Below are 5,251 nucleotides of genomic sequence, written 5' to 3'. Positions count from 1 at the left end.
CCCGTTCCCATCCCGAACACGGTAGTGAAACAGCTCAGCGCCGATGGTAGTGTGGCTAAGACCATGCGAGAGTAGGACACTGCCAGGCTCCAACCAAAACCCCCTGATCGTTAAACCGGTCAGGGGGTTTTCCTTTGTAGGTCGTTCTATAAAACAGAGAGTCAAGCTGTCGGGCGGAATAGCTGAAAACGACTGCTCGCTTCAATCTCGTAATAATCAGCAGGGCCACCTGCGCGCAGCACCGGATGCGCCGCTGCAGTGTCGTAGATTCCATTCTTCAGCAACGATCTGGAGATATGAACTGCAACGACTTCGCCTAGTACCAGCCAGCTATCAGCCAGCGCTCCGTCGTGGCCCTTCAGCTGGATGATCTGAGTCATCCGGCATTCAAAGGACACCGGACTTTCGGCGACTCGCGGTGGCTTGATAAGACGTGACGCGGCAGGCGTGAGACCGGCCAGCACGAACTCGTCGACTTCCGGCGACACCGGCGCGCAACTCGCGTTCATGGCTACTGCGAGTGGACGTGTCACTAGGTTCCAGGCGAACTCCCCGGTTTGCTCGATGTTCCGCACGGTGTCCTTGTAGCCGATACTCGAGAACCCGATGATCGGCGGTACGTAATTGAATGCATTGAAGAAACTGTAGGGCGCCAGGTTGCGTCCGCCTTCTGCGTCCTGACTCGAAATCCAGCCGATCGGCCGTGGGCCGACGATCGCGTTGAACGGATCGTGCGGCAGGCCGTGCCCGTTCCGAGGCTCGTAGTAGTGATCGCGTTCGGATTCAGACATGAGGAGGCAGTGTTCGGAAGGACCCGTCGATTCTGCCTCGTTCGTCATGGACCCGTGCCCCGCCTTCCGGACACAACTTCCTCAGCTGTTACCGAAAAGCCAGGGATCACCGCCGCTTGCCGGTTCTTGATCGATTGACGTCAAGCAAAGTCCGCGGCTGCCGATAGACGAGGTGAACGCCGCTGTTCTCGTCCATCGCCCGGAATCCGCCATGTTGCCCATTGTTGGCTCTCTCGTTGTCATTGCCAGTGTGCTCGGCGGCTTCGTGCTGTCTCACGGTCAGATCATGGCGCTCTGGCAGCCTTATGAACTGCTGGTGATCGGCGGTGCTGCGTTCGGCGGCTTCCTGATCGCCAATCCGATGAAAGTGGTCAAGGCGGTGTTCTCCAGCGTGATCTCGGTGCTGAAGGGGCCGCACTACAAGAAGCAGAGTTATCTCGAGATTCTCGGGCTGATGTACGAACTGCTCAGTACCGCCCGCAAGAGCGGCATGATGTCGCTGGAAACGCACATTGAAGATCCGGCCGCGAGCACGATCTTTTCGAAATATCCGAGCATTGCCAAAGATCATCATCTGCTCGAGTTCATCACCGACTGCCTGCGGATGATCGTGTCCGGCAACATGAGTCCGCACGAGCTGGAACCGCTGCTCGATCTGGAACTGGAAACCCACCATCACGAAGCAGAAGCGCCGGCCCATGCGCTGACGCGGGTATCCGATTCGCTGCCGGGTTTCGGCATCGTTGCCGCCGTGCTTGGCATTGTCATCACGATGGGGGCGATCGGCGGTGATATTGCCGCCGTCGGCGAGCATGTCGCTGCAGCCTTGGTCGGTACCTTCCTCGGCATCCTGCTTGCCTACGGTTTCGTCGGCCCGCTGGCGATTGCGGTGGAAACCGTCGCCAAGGCGGATTCCAAGGCTTACGAATGCGTGAAGATGGCGCTGGTTGCCAACCTCCATGGCTACAACCCGAACATCGCGGTGGAGTTCGCCCGCAAGTCGCTGACGATCGACATGCGGCCCAGTTTTTCGGAGTTCGAGGCCCATCTGAAAGGGGCGAAATGACATGGGCGACACGATCACGCCGATCGTCATTCGCCGGGTCAAGAAAGTCGTCGCCGGCGGCCATCACGGCGGCTCCTGGAAGGTCGCCTTTGCCGATTTCGCGACCGCGATGATGGCCTTCTTTCTCCTTATGTGGCTGATCGCAGCGACCACCAAGGAGCAGCGAGGCGCGATCTCCGAATATTTCAACAACCCGAGCATGATGGACGGCCGCGCAACCGCGCCCTCGCCTGGCGTGAACGGGCCGGGCGGTGCCAGCACCAGCCTGATCAAGCTCGGCAGCGGCATGGAATTGAAGAAAGCGACGATCCGGCCGGCCGATCCAAAAGAAGCGAAAAAGATGGCCAAGGAACAGGAGCGCAAGCGCCTGGAATCGCTGATGAAGGAGCTGAGCGCAGCGATCGAGGCCAGCCAGTCGCTCGCCCCGTTCAAGGATCAGTTGCTGATCGACATCACGCCCGCCGGCCTGCGCATCCAGATCGTCGACAAGCAGAACCGGCCGATGTTCGACATCGGCAGCACCAGCCTGAAGGCCTACACCGTCGAGATCCTGCGCGAGTTGGCGACGTTCATTGGCGAAGTGCCGAACCGCATCAGTATCAGCGGTCACACGGACACCACGCCGTACGGCAAGGCCAATGGCTACACGAACTGGGAACTGTCAGCCGATCGCGCCAATGCCGCGCGGCGCGCCCTGGTGGCCGGTGGCTTGAGCGAGGACAAGATCGCCGTCGTCGTCGGCCTGTCGTCCTCGGTACTGTTCGACAAGGAGAATGCGCAAGCGCCGATCAACCGTCGGATCAGCATCGTCGTGATGACCATCGACGCCGAAGCTGCGGCGAAAGGCGAGCAGACCCGCGAGTACTCCGGCGGCCCGCTCGACGAAGCGCCCGAGCAAGCTGCAGCTGAGGCAGCACCGGAAGTTGCCGCCCTGGCCGTTCCGGCGGTGGCTGTCGAACCCGCAGCTGGTAGCCCTCACTGACGGGCCTGTCGAGACCGCCTCGTTTCGGTGCCGAAAGCAGCCTGAGTGCACATCTGTTGTTGGCGAATGCATCGAGATAAACGATCATTCACCCAGACGACGCTCCGCCACGGATCGCGTCCGCAGGGCTTGCGTCTTGAGCGAATGAGATCGCCCAGCCGCAGCCCGGCAGCCCAACAAGAACGAGGAGCGTGCGATGCAAAACCCCTTTGACGTGCTGATCATTGGTGCCGGCCTGTCCGGCGTGGGCATGGCCTGCCACATTCAGCGCGATTGCCCGGACCAGCGTTACGCGATCCTCGAGCGTCGCAGCCGCATCGGTGGCACCTGGGATCTGTTCCGCTATCCCGGCATCCGTTCTGATTCCGACATGTTCACCTTCGGCTACGCGTTCCGGCCGTGGAACTCGTTCAAGGTGCTGGCGGACGGCACCTCGATCCGCGAGTACGTCACCGAGACCGCCAAGGAATATGGCGTCGATCGCAACATCCACTACGGCGTAAAGATCGTCCGCGCCGATTTCTCGACCAAGACCAATCTGTGGACGGTGCACGCGCTCGACGAAGCCAGCGGCCGCGAGCAGACCTACCAGAGCCGCGTGCTGGTCAGCTGCACTGGCTATTACAACTACGACAAGGGCTTCCTGCCGGACTTCCCGGGCCAGGAGCGGTTCAAGGGCACCCGCGTGCATCCGCAGTTCTGGCCGGAAGGTCTGGACTACAAGGGCAAGCGCGTCGTCGTCATCGGCTCCGGCGCCACGGCGGTGACGCTGGTGCCGGCGATGGCCGATGACGCGGCGCACGTGACCATGCTGCAACGTTCACCGGGCTTCATCTTCAGCGTGCCGGGCACCGACGCGATCGCCCGCACGATGTCGAAGTTCCTGCCGAAGAAGCTGGTCTACGCGATCACCCGCAAGCGCAATCTGGCGCTGCTGCGAGCGATGTACTTCGGTTCGCTGCGCTGGCCGGACAAGGCCCGCAAGATGCTGATGGATAGCGTCGAGAAGCAGGTCGGCGACAAGGTCGACATGAAGAATTTCACGCCGCGCTACAACCCCTGGGAAGAGCGTCTCTGCGCAGTGCCGGACGGCGATCTGTTCAAGGCCATCCGCAAGGGCCGGGCGTCTGTGGTCACTGCCGAGATCGAATCGTTCACCGAGGGCGGCATCAAGCTCAAGAACGGCGATGAATTGCCGGCGGACATCGTCATCACCGCCACCGGCCTGAACCTGCAGGTGTTCGGCGGCATCCAGATCAGCGTCGATGGCAAAGGCATACAGCCGAACGATCATCTGACCTACAAGGCCACGCTGCTCGAAGGCGTGCCGAATCTCGCCTGGATCGTTGGCTACACCAATGCACCGTGGACCTTGAAGGCGGACATCGCTTCCCGCTACATCTGCCGCCTGCTCAGTCACATGAAGCAGCATGGCTACGCGCGCTTCGAGGCACGCGCGCCGGCCGGTGAGCGCGATGACGACACCATCTTCGGCAGCCTGAAATCCGGTTACGTGATGCGTGCCGCGCAGACCCTACCGCGTCAGGGCAAGTCCCTGCCGTGGCGCGTGCTGCATGACTACAAGCGCGATCAGCCGATGCTGCTGAGCGATCCGATCGACGACGGTTTCCTGAGCTTCGATGCTGCGCCGGCGGATGCCGCTGTGAAGAAGTCCGGCAAGGTTGCCAAGGCCGCCTGATCCCGATGATGAAGAACGACATGGCCGGAATCCGGCGTGCGAGCTACAGTGCGTCGTTGCTGCTGGCGCTGGTGATTCCGGCGGCTGTATCAGCCGCAGATGCGCCGAGCCAGGCACCGGCGCTTACACTCGAGAAATCGGTTTTCCTGATGCGCCACGGCGCGCGTTCGCCGAACCAGACGCCGGAGCAGCTGGCGCCATCGTCGCGCCGCCCCTGGCCGCAGTGGCCGGTGGGCCCTGGTGAACTGACCGAGCGGGGCATCAGCCTGCTGACCACGCTTGGCGGCTATTACCGGCAGTCCTACGCGGCTGCCGGCCTGCTGCCGGAGAAGGGCTGCCCTGAAGCCGGCACCGTCGCCGCCTGGGCCGACAACGTCGTCCGCCGCGTGCCGCTCAGTGCCCAGGCGCTGCTCGATGGCATGTTCCCCGGCTGCGGCCTGCAGACCGGCTTCGCGCCGCAGGACAAGGGGCCAGACCCGCTGTTCAATCCGGTTGAAGTGGGCCTCTGCAAGCTCAGCGTGCCGAAGGCGAGCGCGGCGATCCTGAAGGCGGCGCGTGGCAGTCTCGACCAGGCCGCGCGCAGCGAACGCGCCAGCCTGAAAGCGATGCAGGACATCCTGCAGGTGCGCAGCGGCACGCGCTGCGTGAACGATGCGCCGTCCTGCGGCATCGAGGATTTCGGCAATGTGCTCGAAGGCGGCAAGACCGGCGTG

Annotated in this window: 4 protein-coding genes and 1 pseudogene; 4 read left to right on the top strand and 1 reads right to left on the bottom strand. The window is 62.5% G+C overall.

The features are described 5' to 3' along the window. Nucleotides 1–161 precede the first annotated feature (161 nt). Complete coding sequence (locus tag QZY06_RS04645) at nt 162–791, bottom strand: flavin reductase family protein (protein WP_295680831.1); 630 nt, start codon at nt 789–791, stop codon at nt 162–164. Between the two features lie 211 nt (nt 792–1,002). Here QZY06_RS04645 and motA point away from each other — a divergent pair, with 211 nt between their 5' ends. The 4 genes and pseudogenes from motA to QZY06_RS04625 form a co-directional block, all read left to right on the top strand. Further along, on the top strand, nt 1,003–1,857 hold the full coding sequence (gene motA / locus QZY06_RS04640; RefSeq protein ID WP_295680828.1) for a flagellar motor stator protein MotA: 855 nt from the start codon (nt 1,003–1,005) through the stop codon (nt 1,855–1,857). A gap of 1 nt (nt 1,858) precedes the next feature. Then, nucleotides 1,859–2,689: pseudogene (gene motB / locus QZY06_RS04635) on the top strand (flagellar motor protein MotB); the annotation flags it as partial. A gap of 346 nt (nt 2,690–3,035) precedes the next feature. Then, entirely contained in the window at nt 3,036–4,538 is a 1,503-nt protein-coding gene (locus QZY06_RS04630; RefSeq protein WP_295680822.1) for an NAD(P)/FAD-dependent oxidoreductase, read from the top strand. Between the two features lie 5 nt (nt 4,539–4,543). Beyond that, on the top strand, nt 4,544–5,251 hold a 708-nt coding region (locus tag QZY06_RS04625), incomplete at its 3' end, for a histidine-type phosphatase (protein WP_295680819.1).

Origin of the sequence: uncultured Nevskia sp., from assembly GCF_903885465.1 — a bacterium.
Lineage (GTDB): Bacteria > Pseudomonadota > Gammaproteobacteria > Nevskiales > Nevskiaceae > Nevskia.
Note: the sequence above shows the minus strand (reverse complement) of the source record. Positions and strands in the feature narration are given on the sequence as shown.

What these genes read in the sequence shown, in the direction of transcription:
- QZY06_RS04630 (WP_295680822.1), top strand. Translation starts at nt 3,036, where the DNA reads ATGCAAAACCCCTTTGACGTGCTGATCATTGGTGCCGGCCTGTCCGGC.
- motA (WP_295680828.1), top strand. Translation starts at nt 1,003, where the DNA reads ATGTTGCCCATTGTTGGCTCTCTCGTTGTCATTGCCAGTGTGCTCGGC.
- QZY06_RS04645 (WP_295680831.1), bottom strand. Translation starts at nt 791, where the DNA reads ATGTCTGAATCCGAACGCGATCACTACTACGAGCCTCGGAACGGGCAC.